The 17444-nt window shown below is 56.7% G+C and carries 16 protein-coding genes and 1 tRNA gene; 7 read left to right on the top strand and 10 right to left on the bottom strand.

What is annotated here, in order from left to right:
* Positions 1–18: 18 nt before the first annotated feature.
* The gene (locus tag FPY71_RS15585) at positions 19–2001 is read right to left on the bottom strand and encodes a BCCT family transporter (protein WP_149301245.1); all 1983 of its coding nucleotides are present in this window, start codon (positions 1999–2001) and stop codon (positions 19–21) included.
* 229 nt (positions 2002–2230) lie between these two features.
* Here FPY71_RS15585 and FPY71_RS15580 point away from each other — a divergent pair, with 229 nt between their 5' ends.
* Together FPY71_RS15580 and FPY71_RS15575 are read left to right on the top strand one after the other, a co-directional pair.
* Positions 2231–2521 carry a DUF4287 domain-containing protein gene (locus tag FPY71_RS15580; protein ID WP_149301244.1) on the top strand — a complete coding sequence of 97 codons (291 nt, stop codon included), beginning with the start codon at positions 2231–2233 and terminating at the stop codon, positions 2519–2521.
* A gap of 384 nt (positions 2522–2905) precedes the next feature.
* Positions 2906–3253 (top strand): hypothetical protein, encoded by a 348-nt coding sequence (locus tag FPY71_RS15575; RefSeq protein ID WP_149301243.1) that lies wholly within the window; start codon positions 2906–2908, stop codon positions 3251–3253.
* Between the two features lie 3 nt (positions 3254–3256).
* On the opposite strand, the gene FPY71_RS15570 is transcribed toward FPY71_RS15575, so the two are convergent.
* Both FPY71_RS15570 and FPY71_RS15565 read right to left on the bottom strand, forming a co-directional pair.
* Positions 3257–3333 (bottom strand) — tRNA-Arg (locus tag FPY71_RS15570).
* 112 nt (positions 3334–3445) lie between these two features.
* Entirely contained in the window at positions 3446–4942 is a 1497-nt protein-coding gene (locus tag FPY71_RS15565) for a sensor histidine kinase (protein ID WP_210246310.1), read from the bottom strand.
* A 288-nt stretch (positions 4943–5230) separates the two neighbouring features.
* Here FPY71_RS15565 and rpmH point away from each other — a divergent pair, with 288 nt between their 5' ends.
* From rpmH to yihA, 4 genes are read left to right on the top strand one after another with little or no spacing between them, the layout of a single operon-like run.
* Positions 5231–5365, top strand: a complete 135-nt coding sequence (gene rpmH, locus FPY71_RS15560; RefSeq protein ID WP_149301241.1) for a 50S ribosomal protein L34 — start codon at positions 5231–5233, stop codon at positions 5363–5365.
* A 28-nt stretch (positions 5366–5393) separates the two neighbouring features.
* Complete coding sequence (gene rnpA / locus FPY71_RS15555; protein WP_149301240.1) at positions 5394–5777, top strand: ribonuclease P protein component; 384 nt, start codon at positions 5394–5396, stop codon at positions 5775–5777.
* On the top strand, positions 5777–7570 hold the full coding sequence (gene yidC, locus FPY71_RS15550; protein WP_149301239.1) for a membrane protein insertase YidC: 1794 nt from the start codon (positions 5777–5779) through the stop codon (positions 7568–7570). The genes rnpA and yidC overlap by 1 nt, the downstream gene beginning before the upstream one ends.
* Positions 7567–8229, top strand: a complete 663-nt coding sequence (gene yihA, locus FPY71_RS15545) for a ribosome biogenesis GTP-binding protein YihA/YsxC (RefSeq protein ID WP_149301238.1) — start codon at positions 7567–7569, stop codon at positions 8227–8229. The genes yidC and yihA overlap by 4 nt, the downstream gene beginning before the upstream one ends.
* Before the next feature lie 13 nt (positions 8230–8242).
* On the opposite strand, the gene FPY71_RS15540 is transcribed toward yihA, so the two are convergent.
* From FPY71_RS15540 to FPY71_RS15525, 4 genes are read right to left on the bottom strand one after another with little or no spacing between them, the layout of a single operon-like run.
* Complete coding sequence (locus FPY71_RS15540; RefSeq protein ID WP_425457899.1) at positions 8243–8680, bottom strand: arsenate-mycothiol transferase ArsC; 438 nt, start codon at positions 8678–8680, stop codon at positions 8243–8245.
* 5 nt (positions 8681–8685) lie between these two features.
* Positions 8686–9165, bottom strand: coding sequence for a UPF0262 family protein (locus tag FPY71_RS15535; RefSeq protein WP_149301237.1), 480 nt, complete (start codon positions 9163–9165; stop codon positions 8686–8688).
* 11 nt (positions 9166–9176) lie between these two features.
* Positions 9177–10472 carry a histidinol dehydrogenase gene (hisD, locus tag FPY71_RS15530; RefSeq protein ID WP_149301236.1) on the bottom strand — a complete coding sequence of 432 codons (1296 nt, stop codon included), beginning with the start codon at positions 10470–10472 and terminating at the stop codon, positions 9177–9179.
* 30 nt (positions 10473–10502) lie between these two features.
* Positions 10503–10976, bottom strand: a complete 474-nt coding sequence (locus tag FPY71_RS15525; RefSeq protein WP_149301235.1) for a DUF2948 family protein — start codon at positions 10974–10976, stop codon at positions 10503–10505.
* A gap of 170 nt (positions 10977–11146) precedes the next feature.
* Here FPY71_RS15525 and FPY71_RS15520 point away from each other — a divergent pair, with 170 nt between their 5' ends.
* Positions 11147–12766, top strand: coding sequence for a GumC domain-containing protein (locus FPY71_RS15520; protein ID WP_149301234.1), 1620 nt, complete (start codon positions 11147–11149; stop codon positions 12764–12766).
* A 23-nt stretch (positions 12767–12789) separates the two neighbouring features.
* Here the strand turns inward: FPY71_RS15520 and FPY71_RS15515 are convergent, their stop codons facing one another.
* The 3 genes from FPY71_RS15515 to pgl all read right to left on the bottom strand — a co-directional run bounded on the left by FPY71_RS15515 (position 12790) and on the right by pgl (position 17438).
* The gene (locus FPY71_RS15515) at positions 12790–14754 is read right to left on the bottom strand and encodes a polysaccharide biosynthesis protein (protein WP_149301233.1); all 1965 of its coding nucleotides are present in this window, start codon (positions 14752–14754) and stop codon (positions 12790–12792) included.
* 108 nt (positions 14755–14862) lie between these two features.
* Positions 14863–16710 carry a phosphogluconate dehydratase gene (gene edd / locus FPY71_RS15510; RefSeq protein WP_149301363.1) on the bottom strand — a complete coding sequence of 616 codons (1848 nt, stop codon included), beginning with the start codon at positions 16708–16710 and terminating at the stop codon, positions 14863–14865.
* A 26-nt stretch (positions 16711–16736) separates the two neighbouring features.
* The gene (gene pgl / locus FPY71_RS15505; RefSeq protein WP_149301362.1) at positions 16737–17438 is read right to left on the bottom strand and encodes a 6-phosphogluconolactonase; all 702 of its coding nucleotides are present in this window, start codon (positions 17436–17438) and stop codon (positions 16737–16739) included.
* Positions 17439–17444: the final 6 nt, after the last annotated feature.

The following is a 17444-nucleotide window of genomic DNA, read 5'->3' as shown; positions in this document are numbered from 1 at the left end:
AAAATCACAAACCGTATTTCAAATCTGGCCGTGTTCAGGCGCTTCAAGGACAAGCGCAGTTTCACGCGATATGACCAGAGCCAGATAGCGTTCGAATTGTACGAGAACATCGGTGATGATCTGATCTTTCGAAAGACCCATCACATCATAGCCCTTGCTGCCGTCCGAGAAAAACGTGCGCGCCTCGTAACGCAATTCCATCTTGGTTGCCTCAAACGCTGAAAAGGCTGGAAGCTTGTGGCTGGATACCTGAACCCCGTAGACAAAGTCGCGGACACCCTCCGCCGGCGAAGTCAGCGTCAAGGTTCCATCGGCGTCTGAAACCGAGGCGGGCCTGTCGCGGTTGGACAGTTCAGCCGCTACCTCTTCAAGCGCTTTGCGCACGGTAGTATGGATGAAGGTGCTGACTTCCTTTTCAGTCGGTGTATTGAGCGCTAAGGCGAGTCGGCGTTGCCAGGTTAACCCCACTGCCGGATGGGCATGACCGTGCGGCGGTCCGCCGGCTGTGAGGCGCTGTGCCACGTCGGCGCGCATCCCTTTGAACAGTCCATAGACCAACGCCAGCATGATCAGAACAAAAGGCAGGGCTGAGGCGATTGTTGCTGACTGCAGAGCTGTCAAACCACCAGCCATCAGCAGCACAATGGCAACCAGACCCTCTATCGTGCACCAGAATACGCGCTGGGCAGTTGTGGTTTCTGTCTCGCCGCCGGCAGCAATCGTATCGACAACAAGAGAGCCGGAGTCTGACGAGGTTACAAAGAAAACCGCGACAAGAGCGATAGCAAGTGTGGAAGTGACCGCCGGAAGTGGCAGATATTGGAAGAATTCAAACAGACCCACCGAGACGTCGTTGACGACGGCAGCGGAAATCTGGCCGCCAGCGACCGTCTGGTCAAGGATCATTGCGGTGTTTCCGAACACGGTCATCCAGAAAAAAGTGAACCCGGTAGGGATAAACAGAACCGCGATAATGAACTCTCTTACGGTGCGCCCACGGGATATCCTGGCAATGAACATGCCGACAAATGGCGACCAGGAAATCCACCATGCCCAGTAAAACAGGGTCCAGGCATCAATCCACGGGCGCGGTTCATAGGCGTAGATGTTGAAAGTCCGAAGCAGGATATCATCGAGATAGAGGCCGATGTTCTGCACGAAGTCGCGCATCAGCTCTGCCGTTGGCCCGACCACCAGCACAAACAACATGAGGCCAATGGCAAGCAGGATATTGATTTCGCTGAGGATGCGAACGCCCTTATCAAGACCTGTAATGACCGAGATTGTCGCAACCAGGGTGATAATCGCAATCAGCGCAACCTGCACAGTGGTGCTGATTTCCCAGCCCAGAAGATAGTTGAGTCCGGCGTTGATCTGCAGAACGCCAAAACCGAGCGAGGTTGCAAGCCCGAACACCGTTCCGCAGATCGCGAAAATGTCGACGGCGTGGCCTATCGGTCCGTTGATGCGTTGCTTCAGGATTGGATAAAGGCCGGAGCGAATGGTCAGCGGCAGGTTGTATCGATAGCCGAAATACCCAAGAGAAAGGCCCACGACGGCATAGATTGCCCAGGCATGAATGCCCCAGTGAAAGAAGGTCACGCTCATCGCTTCGCGCTGGGCGGCGACAGACATCGGGTCAGCGTCGGGTGGGGAAACGTAGTGCGTCATCGGTTCGCCAACAGCGAAGTACATGAGGCCGATACCCATACCCGCCGCAAACAGCATTGCTATCCAGGACGTGTAACGAAAATCAGGCTCTGAATCATCCGGGCCTAGCTTCAGATCGCCGTATCTTCCAATGCAAAGAATGAGCACAGAAATCAGAAAAATGCCGACTGAAAGAAGGTATAGCCAGCCAAAATTGGCCAGAATTCCGGATTGCAGACCGGCGAAAATTGCTTCGGCGTGACCGGGAGCCAGAACTCCCAACGCCAGAAAAAGAACAATCAGACCAATCGAGCCAAAGAAGACCGGCGGATTGATGACAAATCCGAACAAGGCGATAATTCTCCTGGTAAATTGAATATTCTGGATCAGCGATGTGTGAGGGTGTCACACAAAATGTCTGTTCGTGTGCCTCGGGAAATAGAAAGCCCTCCGAAGAAAGCAACCGGTCGGCTTTCGCGTCCGAAAGCATGGCGTTTGCCAGGTTGTGTTATGCCATCGAACATATCAGGATCGGGCTGTCCGTGATCGCCAGATACACTTCAACAAGAGAGCCTGACCTATGTCCTTCCAAGCCTATCTCGACACTATCGAAAAGAAGACCGGTCTAACTCCGCGCCAGCTGCTGACAATCGCCCAGGAAAAAGGCTTTGCTGACCCGGCCGTAAAAGCCGGGACCATACTGGATTGGCTTAAGACAGATTACGATCTTGGCAGGGGGCACGGAATGGCACTGGTTCACGTTATCAAAAAAGGACCGGAGATTGACGCAAAGCACGTGGGAACAACGGGACCGCACCGGGATGAATCCAACATGCTGTGGCTGGACGGTGTCGCCAGTAAGCCAGTCTGATTGTCGCTTATTCTGTCAATTTCAGTAACTATACTTTTGCAGGACTTTCCCCCGCCCGCGAACAGTGATTATCATTGGATTTGAGCTGGACTGATATCGATGATTGGGGGATGAAATGGCAAATCCCGAGCAGGACATTCAGTCCTAACAATTGGTCGAGGAATATTGTGGCCGGGATGTAGCGCTGTCCCTCGTCAGCGATCCCGCAATGGCGGACATTATTTTCACCGGTGCCGATCCAATCAGCCTTCTGTCGATCAAGCCGCTAATCCAGCCTGTTATACTACAGCAGCAATCTGGATTGTTGATGGATGGTATGCTGAAGGAAACCGATAATCTTGATGCTATGGGCCGATTTGGTGCTGCATTGGCAAAGCTGACGCAGTGGTCCAGAGCTTTTACCAGACTGGCATCAGTTACAATATCAGCCTTGAAGTGCTTGCCGAAAGACTTGAGTCGTTTCGCGACCGGATGTTTGCGATTGCGCGCGGTCTCGGCGCGCACAGTTTCAGTATTGAATTCTCAATCTCGGCACCACCGGGGCTTGTCTTTTGCTTTCACTTTGAAGCGGCGGCGTTTCCGTTGACGCGCCACCCGCGTGAGATTGGCAGGCGGTTTGACAGCGAAAGTGAGTTTTACGGGTGTGCGCTTTTCGAAACGGTCTGGCGCAACCCAGCCCGCATTCGCTCGGCAGAAGATTGCCACACATATCTCAGGGTCGAAAAATTTTGAGAATGGCGCGCCCGAAAGGATTCGAACCTCTGACCCCCAGATTCGTAGTCTGGTGCTCTATCCAGCTGAGCTACGGGCGCGCAAACCGGAAGCGCAATTGACTGCCAACCGGATGTGAGCGGTTCCTAACGGCTCGACCTGCCGAAAGCAAGACACTCAGACATAAAAAATCCATCTGCCGACGGATTCTTGCTACTCGCTCTTGAATTCATTGTGCATTTCATCACCCGGCAGAACAATCTCAAACCGCGTTCCCGGCATATGGTCCTCAACATGGCGAATGCTGCCACCGTGCGCCTGCACAATCTCCGCTGCGATTGCCAGCCCAAGGCCCGTACCACCCGCCCGAGTCGAACCGCGAAACGCCTTGAACAGATTCTCCCGCGCACGTGGCGATACGCCAGGCCCTGTATCCTCGACGCCGATCGTTACCGTGCTGTCTTCGCCGACCCGAGCATCCACCTGCACACGCCGCACCAGTGCCTCGTCAACCTCGCTCTCGAAAGACTGAATCGCATTCCGGACCAGATTGCTCAGCGCACGATGGAAGTGGTCCGGATCCACCTTCATTTCCACATCCGCCGAAACATCGTTGCTGCACGTGACACGGCTGTCCATGCCACCCACCGTTTCAAAAATATCGTCCACGAGCAAACGAAGTCGAATCACCCGCTTTTGCGGATTGCTTTCAACTGCGCGGCCATAGGTGAGCACCGATTGTGTGTAGTGAAGCGCACGGTCCAGACTGCGGATGAGGGTAGGGGCAAACCGTTGCACCTGCGGGTCCGGAATATCGGACAGTCTGTCTGATACGAGCTGGGCAGATGCCAAGGTGTTGCGCAGGTCATGATTGATCTTGGAAACCGCAAGTCCGAGGTCTGCCAGATGCTGCTGTTCCCGCAACATGCGCGCAAGCCCTTTCTGCATGTCCGCCAGATGGCGCTCGGCTATACCTATTTCATCGTCCCGGTTGCTGGCCTTGATAATCCGGTAGGGGTTTTGAGGATTTTCGCTGAAGGCAACCATTGATTCGGTCATTGCCCGCATGGGGCGCAGCAGGTAACGGCTGATTGCGACATAGACCAGCAGCCCGGCAAAGCTGGCAAGCAGCAGCGACACAGTGAAAATGTTGCGCGAGTAAACAAGCATCGCCCGTCTCAGCGGCTGCTCGATAAGGACGATCTCCGCTGTCAGCCCGTTGCCGCCACTGCCCGCAGGGCCGAGCACGCGGATGAAGCGATCGCCACCGAAAACCAGAGTTCCAAATGCCGCGCCAATGGAGCCGAAAATTGATTCGGTTGCCAGATTGACCTCCATATCAACCGGGGCAACCTCGGATGTGCGCGCCAGAAGCCGCGAAACGCCGTCTGCCTCAACTGCGATGAGCTGCGCGTTCAGCGCCTGCAGCAGTTCCGCCTCATCTTCCGGGCTGATAAACCCGCCATGACCCGCTGGGCCGCCGCCTGTAACAAGACTGGCGGCCGCGACAATATCGATTTTGCCGTGCAACCAGTCACGCCGGAAATTGGAAACGGATGGAACAAAAATAGCGATTTCTGCCAGCATGATAGACAGCATCGTGAACCACAGAATGCGCGTGGACAGGCGACTCGGCAGGTTAGGACGGTGCGCCAGAGGGCCGGCCCCGTCACCTTCCACATCCTTGTCAATCAATTGGCGTCCTCCCACATCCACACACTCTCCTGCTGTTTCAAATCAGCTTGGGTTGATATGTGCAAATATCCGATTGTTTGCACAGTGAGCTTTTGCCTCTGCCGCCACTTTTTCAATCATCCGGACAGGATGAGGAAGATTGACGGGCGCAATTGACTTTTACTGCTGTCTTTACCTATAAGCGGCTCATCCGAGCGGGAGGTAGCCCGCGTCAGAATGCTTGCGCATGTCCGACGCCCCTGTCCGCCTAGTTTTTAGATTGCCGAACAAGGGGTCCGCGACGTTGAGCGCGGAAGTGTCAATATGAAGCGCACCTATCAGCCGAGCAAACTCGTTCGCAAGCGTCGTCACGGCTTTCGTGCGCGCATGGCAACCACCGGCGGCCGCCGTGTCATCGCTGCACGCCGGGCCCGTGGTCGCAAGCGTCTGTCGGCCTAAGTCAGTAGCGGCCTGAAGGCCGGTCTGCTTGTCAGCCGAACGTCTCAAAAAGCGGAAAGAGTTTCTCGCCGCACGCAAGGGTCGTCGTTTGAACGGCCCTTTGTTCTTTGTTGAAGTGCTTGAACGTGCCGACCAGGTCAACGCCAGATACGGGTTGACCGTTACACGAAAAGTCGGAAACGCGGTCGAGCGAAATCGCATACGCCGACGACTTCGTGAAGCGATCAGAGTGCGTTCCGGGGCTGACATGGCGGCGGGCTTCGACTATGTGATCGTCGCACGCCGTGAACTTTTGGTGGTACCATTTGGGCGGATTGAGGACGAATTGTCGAACCGCTTCAAAAAAGTTGCCGACAACAAGGCAAACGGCGCACGAAACGGCGAGAAGACTCGCCCATCGGGACGTGAGTGATGAATAATAACCGCAATTTTCTCCTGGCGATGGTTCTGTCTATCGCAGTGCTTGTCGGATGGCAGTTCTTTTTTGTTAATCCGCGCATGCAGGCTGAACAGGCCGAGGCACAGCGTGTGCAGCAGGAAAACACTGCTGCGGTCGATTCGCAGAATGCAGGCAGTTCACCTGTTGGCGGCGGCGGCGGAGCAATTCCGCAGGCTGGCGCACCGGCCGTTGTGTTGAGCCGCGATGCTGCACTGGCCGCTTCGCCACGAGTTGCAATCGATACGCCTTCGCTTTCCGGTTCGTTGAACCTGCAAGGCGCACGCATCGATGACCTGCGGTTGAAAAATTACCACGAAACGGTGGATGACAGCTCGCCGACCATTATTCTCTTGTCGCCCGAAACTGCCGGTCCGGAAGCCTATTTTGTGGAATTCGGCTTTGTCGGCGACAATCTTGGCTCCTTACCCGGCCCGCAGACTGTATGGCAGGCAGAAGCCGGACAGGTTCTGACGCCGGGAACACCGGTTACGCTGACATATACCAACGATAGTGGCATTGAATTCAGCCGGCAGATTTCGGTTGACCCGAATGCCATGTTCACCGTGACCGACAGCATTGCCAATTCGACAGAGAGCGCAGTTGCCCTGCAGCCTTACGGCCGTGTTGTCCGCCATTCCAAGCCGGAAGTTGCTTCTGCCTGGGTGGTGTTTGAGGGTTTGATCGGCTTTCTGGGTGAGAACGGGCTGAACGAAGTCACCTATTCCAAGATTGAAGACGAGGGGCGCATTTCGCCGCCCGCCGTAAATGCCGGATGGTTGGGCATAACCGACAAATACTGGGCGACGGCGCTGATTCCCGATACCACAACCGGCTTTCAGCCTTCCTTCCGTTTCTCGCCGGATAATGGCGGCCGCTACCAGACCGAATATCTGGGCGATGCCGTGCAGATCGGCGCAGGCGAAACCAGAGACTTTCTGTCCCGCACATTCGCCGGGCCGAAAGTGGTTAGTCTGGTGGATGGCTACGAAAGCAGCCTCGGCATTCATGAGTTCAGCCGCCTGATCGATTGGGGCTGGTTCCGCTTCCTGACCCGGCCTCTGTTCTACGTCATTGACTGGATTTACAATTTCACCGGCAATTTCGGTGTCGCGATTCTGGTCGTGACCGTTCTTCTGAAGCTCATCTTCTTCCCGCTCGCCAACAAGAGCTACAAGTCGATGGCGAAAATGAAGAATGCTCAGCCGCAAATCGCCGAGCTGCGTGAAAAATACAAGGATGACCGCGTCAAGCAGCAGCAGGAAATGATGCGCATCTACAAGGAAGAGAAGATCAACCCGGCGGCCGGCTGTTGGCCTGTACTGGTGCAGATTCCGGTCTTCTTTGCCTTGTACAAGGTTCTTTACGTCACCATCGAAATGCGTCATGCGCCGTTCTTTGGCTGGATTCAGGACCTTGCCGCGCCGGATCCTACCAGCCTTTTCAATCTGTTTGGCCTGATCCCCGTTGATCTGCCGCAGTTCCTGATGGTTGGCGTGTGGCCGATCCTGATGGGCATTACCATGTTCATCCAGATGAAGCTGAATCCGACACCGCCAGATCCGGCCCAACAGATGATCTTCACCTGGATGCCGGTTCTGTTCACCTTCATGCTTGCAGCTTTCCCGGCTGGTCTGGTCATTTACTGGACATGGAACAACTTCCTTTCCATCATCCAGCAATCGGTGATCATGAAGCGCAATGGCACGAAGATTGAGCTCTGGGACAATATGAAGGGCCTGTTCCGGCGAAAGCGCAAAGAAGCATGACCGAGGAACAGGTCGCAGTACCCGCAGTAGAAAGTTCCTTGATGTTCAAGCGGCCCTGGGTGTTTATCCGGGGCGTGCCTTCCATGAACTTTCTGCCGCCGGAAGGCCCGCCTGAAGTTGCATTTGCCGGACGTTCCAACGTTGGCAAGTCTTCCCTCATCAACGCCCTGCTGGGCCAGAAGGGCCTTGCACGCACGTCCAACACACCGGGGCGGACGCAGGAGCTGAACTATTTTGTGCCGGATGGATATTCCGGGGCGGAAGGGGAGCTGCCACCCATCGCGCTGGTGGATATGCCCGGCTATGGGTATGCCAAAGCACCCAAAGAAAATGTCGATGCCTGGACGAAGTTGGTTTTCGATTACCTGCGAGGGCGCGCGACTCTTAAAAGAGTGTTTGTGCTGATCGACTCTCGCCACGGTATCAAGAAAAACGACGCTGAGGTGCTGACGCTTTTGGACAAGGCGGCGGTTTCCTACCAGATCGTGCTGACCAAGGCCGATAAAATTTCTGCGCTGGCAATGCCAAAGCTGATTGAATCGACGAAAGAAGCCATTCGCAAACGTCCGGCAGCCTATCCGGAAATTTTGGCGACATCGTCAGAGAAGAGCGCTGGACTTGGCGAAGTGCAGGCGACGATCGCCTCTTTCGTCAGCTAGACCGCCTCAGGCTTCAAGAGCTGCGTTGGCGCAGCTCTTTGATCTTAACCTCAATGCGATGAAAAACATCGCGATATGCCGCCAGTATCTGATCCCGGCTGCCCGTGGTGGCAGATGGATCTGGAATTGGCCAGAACTCGACATCAACCGCATCCCCCATAGTGTGGTTGAGGGTATAATGATGCGCCTCTGGTGACATGGTGACGATCAGATCAAAGTAGCCATCGCCCAGATCATCCAGTTTGCGCGGCTGCCTGGCGATAATCGGCAGGCATTCTTCCTTCAGAATTGCATCCACAAACGGATCTGATTCACCGCCCTTGACCCCGGCGGAAGCGATGTAGGTCGTTTTCGGCAAATGTGCTCGTGCCAGTACCTCCGCCATAGGTGAGCGAATGGCATTGAGGCCGCACACAAACAAGACCGAACTGATGGGGCGTTTGGAGTTCAACTGGTTCAACTCCGCCAATGCAGCACGCAGATCAGCGTGAACAGACGCCGTGCCGTATCCGTGTCCAGAACGATTTTGCCGTTCAACCTCTCACGCAGCAGTTGCGAGCCATCATTGTGTACACCACGTCTTCCCATATCGATCGCCTCGATCTGGGAAGGTGTGGCGGAACGTATCGCCTCATAATAGCTGTCGCAGATCAGGAAATAGTCGCGGATGATTCTCTTGAATGGGGTAAGCGACAGAATGTGGGTTGTCAGCTTCTGCCCCTCTGCACTGCGTATATCGAACACAAGGCGCTTTTCCACCAGCGCCAGCCTCAACCTGTAGTCCGTGCTGGTGGGCAAGCCCACCGGCTCGAAAACATTATCTTCAATCAGGTCAAATATGGCCACCGCCCGCTCATGTTCAACATCGGGTGTTGCCCGGCCGATCGTCTCGTCCAGTTCAATGTCGATCAGTTTGCTGCGGGTTGCCTCTGACATATCGGTACCGTTCAGAGGTTCAGCCGAACGGCGACAGAGCGGCCATGAGCGTCCAGCCCCTCAACGCGTGCCAGCTCGATGGCGGCGGGGGCAAGCGCACGCAGGCTTTCCGGTGTGAGCTTGAGGATAGAGGTGCGCTTCATGAAGTCCAGAACTGAAAGGCCGGAGGAAAAGCGCGCAGATCGCGATGTGGGCAGAACGTGATTCGACCCGCCGACATAATCGCCGATGGCTTCCGGCGTATGGCGACCGAGGAACACCGCACCGGCATCATTGATCAGCGCAAACAATGCTTCGGGCTGGTCCGTTGCTATTTCCAGATGTTCCGGTGCTATGCGATTGGTCAGTTCCGGTGCCTGCTGCATCAGATCGTCAACCAGAATAATGGCACCAAACTCTTCCCAACTGGCACGGGCGGTTTCCTGGCGCGGAAGGCGGCGCAACTGCCGCTCCAGCGCGTCTTCCACTGCAGCGGCCAGAGGCGGAGAGTCGGTTATGAGAATGGATTGTGCTGCCGCATCATGCTCTGCCTGAGCCAGAAGATCGGCGGCCAACCATTCGGGGTTGTTGTCTTGGTCCGCGATGATCAGAACTTCCGACGGACCGGCAATCATGTCGATGCCGACTGTACCAAAGACCTGCCGTTTGGCAGTGGCGACATAGGCATTGCCGGGGCCGACAATTTTTGAAACCGGTGCGATGGTTCTGGTGCCAAAGGCAAGTGCAGCAACGGCCTGCGCGCCGCCAATCCGGTAAATTTCCTCCACGCCAGCCAGTTGTGCGGCTGCCAGAACCAGCGGGTTCAACTCGCCCGCACGTGCCGGCACCACCATAGCAATACGGCTGACGCCTGCCACCTTGGCCGGAACCGCGTTCATCAGCACAGAGGAGGGGTAACTGGCGGCTCCACCGGGAACATAAAGGCCCACCGAACGAATGGGTGTCCAGCGGCCGCCCAGCGTTGCACCGATTGAATCCGTGTAAAGATCATCCACCGGCTTTTGCCGCTCATGGTGGCGCAGAATTCGCTCATGGGCCAAACGCAGCGCCGACATGGTTTCAGGGTCGGTCCCGGCTGTTGCCTGTGCGATTTCTTCCGGGCTGATGCGCAGGGTATCGGGCGTCAACTCCAGCGAGTCAAACCGGCGCGTCAGGTCAATCAGCGCATCGTCGCCTTCTGAGCGAACGCGAGCGAGAATGACACGTACGGCCTCTTCAACATCAATCGACCCTTCGCGTTTGGCGTCGAGAAAATTGTCAAAGCGACTGGCAAAGTCCGGATCGGCGGCATTGAGCCTGAAAGGCACTTGCGAATTCTCCTTGCAAGGTGAAGCCGGTTAAAGCTTGGCAGCGGGGTTTGTCAGATAATGGTTCGGCTCGGAGTCTGTGCTCCATGCTGCGCCAAGGTCTGTCAATTGCGCTTCAATACATTCAACCTCAAGCCTTATTGTAGCGTTGCCCGCAAAGACAAGCTCGACTGTACCCGATGGCGCATCTGTTTCATGAAAGGCAATAGCCAGCAGGTCAAGCACCTCGTCGCTGCTTCCCGCTGCAACCCCCTGTTGCTGCACCCGCACAACGCGGTCAAAATGCAGCACCGCACGCCGTCGCTGCCGGATTCTGCGTTGAAAAAACGCCCATTTTCCCTGACGCGCGCGATCTTCCCAGACGAAACGGTTCACCTGCAGGACAAACCGCCCGGCCTGCGGTTCGAACATCAGATCTTTTGTTTTCATAACCGCGTCCTGACAGTGGGCGGAAATGATTTGCAGGTCTTCGGCATCAAGCGCCATCAGGCGAAGGTCGGTCATGTCGCTGTTTTGATTCCAGTGAATGGTTGCGTATCATTTATGGACTATGCGGCAGGCTGCAACAATATTCGGGAAGAAACCTGCTCACTATCAATCAGTGGTTTACTTTTGCCGAATGATAAGGCGGGATGGTTCGGCAATCGACTTCGCTTGCCAGCAGGACAGGGTACATGCAGCGCAACAACAGCATTCCGGCGGGCAAGCCAGAAGGGCAACAGAACGGGCCGTCTGGTGTTGCCGCCGGCTTGATTGTGCTTTTATGCGGTTTGTTTGGTGCAGGTGCAGGGTTGGCACATGCAATCTGGCAGCCGCAAAGCCATCAGGCAAGTGCCAGCCTGCTCATGGATCCGCGGGCGGCAGATTGGCTGGGTGAGGATATGGCCAGCGCTTCCGGTCTGGCGCTGCTGCGCAGCCGATTTGCGGAAGTGACCAGTGACAATGTGCTTGCGCACGCGGATGGCGACGTGGCCGCCTTGCGAAACTCCGTTTCGGTTGAGACACAACCGGGTGACCTGACGGCACGAATTACTGTGTCGGCATCGCCATCGGATCTTGCTGTCAACCGCGTGAATGCCATCGCTCAAGGTTTCGCCAGGCAAGAAAAGGCGCTGGCGGAGGTTGAGACCAAACGTCGATATGACGAGCTCAAGGCGGCTGTTGACGCGGCTGAAGCGGATTTGAGTGCGGTGCAGGATACGCAGGGAGATGTTCCCGTGCCTGCCGGCGTGATGGCAGATGCTCAAACAATCAGCCGGACGCAGCAGGATATTGCCGATATTGAAGAAGAACTGGTGCAGAGCAGAAATGCTGCTGCAAACTGGCAGTCTGTTGCCGAATCTGGCACCCGCAGCCTTGAGGAACTGGCGCAACCATTACCGCAAAGCATCGCTGTGCTGAAGCAGAGGCAGGATTCTGCCGCCGCCGATCTGGCGCAACTGAGCCGAACTTATGGTCCGCGGCACCCTCGCCATATAGATGCAGTCAACCGCCTGACCAGCGCGCAGAGGGCCTTGCGTGGTGAGATTGCCACCTACGCTGCCAGCGCTGAGGACGTGGTGCGTGAGCAGGAAGCGCAGTTGGAACAATTGCAGGCGCAATTGGCGGTTCAGGAACAACATGCACCGGTCTTCAACCAGCGGGCAGAAGCCCTGGAAACTGCGCGCGCACGCACACAGGCTGCAGTGGAAAATCTGCAATCTGCCACTGCAACCGTGACACGGGAGCCGGTGCAGATAACTGCCCTTGCCACCCAGGCTCAGCCCATCGGGCTTTCACTTCAGGCACGGCTGGTGATTGGCACGGCTGCCGGATTGCTGGCCGGATTGTTTTTGCTGCTGCTGCGCGCCTTGCTGCAAATTGCGGCTCGCCCGGTTTCGCCGCCAGTTGCCTTGGCTCGGGAACACAACGCACTTGATATCGAGCCGGAAAGAAAGGTTCTGCAGATTGCCGCTCCGGTCGTTGAAACAGAACCGACCCCGGATGTTGCCGAGCCGCCAGTTGCTGCGGCCGCTGCCGAGCCGGAGGCTGTTGATGAGACTGACACTGAAATGGAAGCTCTTGCAAAAGCAGTCCGGGCCGCTGGTGCTGGCCGTGAAGGCCCGGCAATCAAACCGGAAGCGGAACGGCGCGACGCCGCGCTGACCGATAAGCGGGAGCGACTGCGGCGGGAACTGCGCGCGATGATCGCCCGAAGAAAAGCACAGGGCGGTGAAAGCCATTCAGGACCACGCAGGCTGACATTGGAAGAGGTGCAGATGCGACGGTCCGGGAAACCGGACGCTGAAATCTGAACGCTCGGCTTCGCAATCTGACCTTACGACGCGGGCGGTATTGGCAGGTTGGGTGAGAAACCGGACTGCTCAGGCGTTGGCTGGGCGATCGCCGCAGGTTCCTGCCGGAAGTCCGGAACAATATGCTTCAGCAGGTCTATTGCGCGGTCAGTGTCGCTGGCGGCGAGGGCCTTTTCCATCGCTTCAAAATTGCGTCGCAGAAAAGAGGAGTCGCTGACGCTGGAATTTGCGGTCAAAAGCCCTGGCCGTGCAGTTTTCTCGACAGTTTCGCCTTCTGCAAACAGCTCCTCATACAGTTTTTCACCAGGCCGCAGTCCGGTATATTCAATTTTGATGTCCACATTTGGCCGAAGTCCGGCCAATTGTATCAAGCGCTCTGCAAGCGTGGTGATGAGAATTGGCTCGCCCATATCGAGGACGAAAATCTGGCCACGTGCCGTACGACTGGCAACGCCATGTCCGGCTGCATGCAGAATCAAGCGGCAGGCTTCCGGAATTGTCATGAAAAACCGGGTGATTTTGGCATGGGTGACCGTGAGCGGACCGCCACGCTGCAATTGGCTCTGAAACAGCGGAATAACCGAACCCGCTGAGCCCAGTACATTGCCAAACCGCACCGTCATGAAGCGGGTGCGGCTGCCTGAAAGATCCAGCGACTGGCAATAGGCTTCGGCTGCGCGCTTGGTTGCGCCCATGACATTTGCCGGGTTCACCGCCTTGTCGGTGGACACCATGACAAAGGCCGTTGCATCGCAGCTAAGCGCGGCATCAGCCACATTGCGCGTACCGAAAAGGTTTGTTTCAATGCCCTCAAGCGGATTGTCTTCCACCAGCGGCACATGCTTCAGGGCTGCGGCGTGAAACACGACATCGGGCTTGAAGGCCGCAAAGGCAGCCTCGATCCGGTCTTTGCGGCGCACATCGGCAATACGCTCAACGATGCTGATTTCCGGATGAAACGAAGCCAGATGCCGGCCGATCGCGTAAAGATTATACTCGCAATTGTCGATCAGCAGCAGTCGTCTGGGCTGAAAGGCCGAGATTTGCTTGACCAGTTCCGAGCCGATAGACCCACCAGCGCCGGTGACCGCGATACACCGGTCGTTCAGAAGCTGGGCTACTTCACGAATATCCAGATCAACCTCGTTTCGACCGAGAAGATCTTCCAGTGAAACGGGCAGGGCTTCAATCGGCGCCTCGCCATCCACACCGCCGGCGCGGGAAATATCCGGCAGTCGCTTGACGGCGATTTTCAGCGGAGATGCTGCCTCAACCACCTGCGAAATTTCCTGCGGAGGCAAATTGGTCTGGGTGATGATGATCTGGGAAATCGGTGTTGCCGAAAGCTCATTCTTGCGTACGAGAAACGAAAGCGACGTCAGATCGCCAATAACTTTGACGCCGTGCAACCGCCGCCGCCAGTTTTTGGCGCGTGGGTCCAGAATGGCGACAATGTGTGTGTTGGGCTGTGATCTCCGTGCATTGCGCAAAAACAAATCCGCATTGTCGTTAAACCCGTAGAGCACGACATGCTGCACTTTTCCGGGAGCAAGCCGCTGCGCCGTATCGCTGAACCCGCGTTCCTTGGAAAGGCGGTAGAGAAGTCGCGGCCCACCCAGCCCGACAATCATGATGAACCAGGTGATGATCAAAGCCGAACGTGGCAGAAACGCACCGCGAAAAAGAATGAAATGGCCGATCAGGAAAACCGCAATAATGGCCGTGACAGCTTTGACAATGGAGGCGACGTCCAGAAGCGATGCATAGCGCCATGCGCCACTGTTGAGGGAAAACAGCGGGAACATCACAGCGGAAAGCAGGGTGAAGCTGCCGATGATGGCCCAGAGCTGCCAGTAGATAAACAAGCCTTGAAAATTCCACGCCAGGCCGAGCGCAAGCGTCATCGACACTGCAGCAACAGCCACATCATGCAAGATACCAAGCGAACGCAGCGATCCGCGGGGCAAATGAGGTTTGTTAATTGGCATGGGCCCCGCCGTTGTGTGGTCGAACCACGGCTTTTTAGAGCAGTTCTTCTTCAAATTCAAAGCTGCTCTGTTATCTAGACCATATTACGGCGTGGGCAAACTGGCTGGTCAGCGATGCTGTGGCGTTTGCCCATTTTGGTTGAAAACGCTGGCGCCAAGATTGGCTGGGCCGACGGCCTGGCGAAACAGCGCAAACAGCTCTCGGCCCATGCCAAATTCATGCGGGGTCGAGTCCACATTGGCAGGGGCGCGCGCCGCCAGTATGTCCGCATCAACCAGCAAGGAAATCTCACCGGTTTCAGCATTCAGCCGAACCAGATCGCCATCATGAATTCTGGAAATCAGGCCGCCATCATGCGCTTCCGGCGTGACATGAATGGCCGCAGGCACTTTGCCGGATGCGCCTGACATGCGGCCATCGGTGACCAGCGCCACTTTCTGCCCTCTGTCCTGCAACACGCCCAGTGTTGGTGTAAGCTTGTGCAATTCAGGCATGCCATTGGCCCTTGGGCCTTGAAAGCGCACCACGGCTACAAAATCTCCGGTCAACTCTCCGGCACGAAAGGCGCGCTGCACCTCTTCCTGCGCATGGAACACCCGTGCAGGGGCTTCAACTATCCGGTTCTCCGGTTTGACCGCCGAGGTTTTAATAACTGCATGGCCAAGATTTCCGGACAGCATGCGCAAGCCGCCATTGGCGGCAAAGGGACTGTCCATCGTTGCCAGAATGCGGCTGTCATGGCTGACTGCCGGAGCGGGGATGCGGGTTACGCCCTGACCCTGCGGGCCCATCAGGGCTTCACTGGCATAGGCGCGCAGTCCGGTTCCAAAAACCGTGCGAACATCTTCATGCAGCAGGCCGGCATCCAGCAGTTCACGGATCAGAAAGCCCATGCCGCCTGCGGCGTGGAAATGGTTCACATCCGCCAGTCCGTTCGGGTAAACCCGTGCCAGAAGCGGCACGATTTCGGAAAGATCGGATATATCCTGCCATGTGAGCGAAATGCCTGCCGCTGCAGCCATGGCAACAAGATGCATGGTGTGGTTTGTCGAGCCGCCAGTGGCATGCAGTCCCACAACACCGTTAACCACGGCCCGCTCATCCACCACCATTCCGGCGGGCGTATACTCATTGCCCAAAGCCGTGATGGCCAGAGCGCGTTTTGTTGCCTCACGTGTCAGCGCATCGCGCAAAGGGGTGTTCGGGTTGATGAAGGATGCGCCGGGCATGTGCAGGCCCATGATTTCCATCAGCATCTGGTTGGAGTTGGCCGTACCGTAAAAGGTGCAGGTGCCCGGTCCGTGATAAGAGGCGGACTCGGCCTCCAGCAGCACGTCTCTTCCAACCTTGCCCTCAGCATAAAGCTGGCGTGTGCGGGCCTTTTCATCATTGGGCAAGCCGGTTGTCATGGGGCCAGCCGGCACAAAGATCGCCGGAAGGTGGCCAAATGTCAGCGCGCCAATCACCAGTCCCGGCACAATCTTGTCACAGACACCCAGATAAACCGCGGCGTCAAACATGTCATGGCTCAGACCAACGGCAGCCGCCATTGCAATCACATCTCGTGAGAACAGCGAAAGCTCCATGCCGGCCTCGCCCTGCGTGACACCGTCACACATGGCTGGAACGCCGCCTGCCACCTGCGCTGTCGCGCCCACATCCCGGGCAGTCTGGCGAATAAGCTCAGGATAGCGTTCAAACGGCTGATGCGCCGACAGCATGTCATTGTAGGCGGTGATAATGCCGAGATTGGGCGTGATGCCATCCTTCAAGCGCGCCTTGTCTTCCGGTCCGCAAGCGGCAAAACCATGGGCCAGATTGCCACAGCCGAGCGTCGAGCGCTTTGGTCCGGCCTCTCCCTTGGCAAGAATGCGGGCAAGATAAGCCTCTCTGGCTCGATAGGAACGCTCGCGAATTCGATCGGTAATCGCCTCTATGCGACGGTCGGCACACATCATCGAACCTTTCCAGTCGGGCGGCGTCAGCGCGCCCAGAAAATTTGCAGATCGGGTCGCTCACTCTGGTTGAGAACAGCCCTGACCGGCATTGCTTCTACCGGACCGCCCGCCAGAGCCGCCCGCAGCGTTTCGCGCTTGTCATCGCCCTCTATGTGCAGCGCCAGCAAATGGGCAGATAGCAGCACAGGCAATGTCAGTGTCATGCGAGGCTCACCTGCACCCGGCGCCTCAATGGCAGCCAGAATGCCACGCTCATTCGGCGCCAGTGCGGCTGCCAGATTGTCCGCTTGCGGAAAAAACGAGGCGGTATGACCGTCATTGCCCATGCCAAGTACGGCAACATCAAGCGGCTTGACCAATGGAGCCAGCCTCTGTGACAGAACCTCCACCGCTTCCGGCGCCGTCAGTTCCGGCAAAAACAACGGTTCAAAATGCGCGTCCTTGGCAGCGTTCTGCAACAGATGTTCCCGGAGCAGCCTTGCATTGGAACGAGGGCTGTCAGCTTCTACCCATCGTTCGTCAACCAGAAGAACGCTGACACGGTTCCACTCAATTTGCGCATGGGAAAGTTTTTCAAAGAACAATTTTGGAGTTGAGCCGCCTGAAACCGCCAAAGTGGCGCTGCCGCGTGCCTGAATGGCATCGGTCAGAACCGACGCCACCCCCATGGCCAAAGCTTCTGCAAGGGCGGCCCGGTCCGGATATTCGTGAAAACGCAGGTCCATATCTCT

This window comes from Aureimonas fodinaquatilis, from assembly GCF_008369445.1.
GTDB classification, from domain to species: domain Bacteria; phylum Pseudomonadota; class Alphaproteobacteria; order Rhizobiales; family Rhizobiaceae; genus Aureimonas; species Aureimonas fodinaquatilis.
The sequence above is the reverse complement of the archived record's forward strand: the minus strand, read 5'-3'. Positions and strand labels throughout refer to the sequence as shown.

Excerpts from the sequence above, each read along its gene's own strand:
- FPY71_RS15535 (WP_149301237.1), bottom strand. The coding sequence starts at position 9,165 with ATGTCAGAGGCAACCCGCAGCAAACTGATCGACATTGAACTGGACGAG.
- FPY71_RS15515 (WP_149301233.1), bottom strand. The coding sequence starts at position 14,754 with ATGCCAATTAACAAACCTCATTTGCCCCGCGGATCGCTGCGTTCGCTT.
- pgl (WP_149301362.1), bottom strand. The coding sequence starts at position 17,438 with ATGGACCTGCGTTTTCACGAATATCCGGACCGGGCCGCCCTTGCAGAA.
- yidC (WP_149301239.1), top strand. The coding sequence starts at position 5,777 with ATGAATAATAACCGCAATTTTCTCCTGGCGATGGTTCTGTCTATCGCA.
- rpmH (WP_149301241.1), top strand. The coding sequence starts at position 5,231 with ATGAAGCGCACCTATCAGCCGAGCAAACTCGTTCGCAAGCGTCGTCAC.
- yihA (WP_149301238.1), top strand. The coding sequence starts at position 7,567 with ATGACCGAGGAACAGGTCGCAGTACCCGCAGTAGAAAGTTCCTTGATG.
- edd (WP_149301363.1), bottom strand. The coding sequence starts at position 16,710 with ATGTGTGCCGACCGTCGCATAGAGGCGATTACCGATCGAATTCGCGAG.
- FPY71_RS15520 (WP_149301234.1), top strand. The coding sequence starts at position 11,147 with ATGCAGCGCAACAACAGCATTCCGGCGGGCAAGCCAGAAGGGCAACAG.
- FPY71_RS15580 (WP_149301244.1), top strand. The coding sequence starts at position 2,231 with ATGTCCTTCCAAGCCTATCTCGACACTATCGAAAAGAAGACCGGTCTA.
- FPY71_RS15525 (WP_149301235.1), bottom strand. The coding sequence starts at position 10,976 with ATGACCGACCTTCGCCTGATGGCGCTTGATGCCGAAGACCTGCAAATC.